Annotated in this window: 1 pseudogene; it reads left to right on the top strand. The window is 56.8% G+C overall.

Annotation, left to right across the window (positions count from 1 at the left end):
- A pseudogene (locus EOB49_RS35430) lies at window positions 1-239 on the top strand (aspartate aminotransferase family protein); the annotation flags it as partial.
- Between the last annotated feature and the right edge of the window lie 25 nt (window positions 240-264).

Genomic DNA, 264 nt, shown 5'->3' with positions numbered 1-264 from the left:
AGATGATGCGGGACCCAAAACAAAGGATACCATTCGAACCCGACCTTCAGGTCGGCGTGCGCACTGCAGCTGCTCTGTTTGAGAATGGTGTCATCGGACGGGCCATGCCGCATGGCGACATCCTCGGTTATGCACCCCCCCTGATCATTACCCGTAAAGAGATCGACATCATTGTCGACGCGACGGTAAAGTCGGTCGATACCACCTATCGCGCGCTGAAGGCCGAGGGTGCCGTATGATTTTGCGATCGCGAAGGAGCGAGTC

Source organism: Mesorhizobium sp. M7A.F.Ca.MR.148.00.0.0 (assembly GCF_003997735.1).
Classification (GTDB): domain Bacteria; phylum Pseudomonadota; class Alphaproteobacteria; order Rhizobiales; family Rhizobiaceae; genus Mesorhizobium.
The sequence above is the reverse complement of the archived record's forward strand: the minus strand, read 5'-3'. Positions and strand labels throughout refer to the sequence as shown.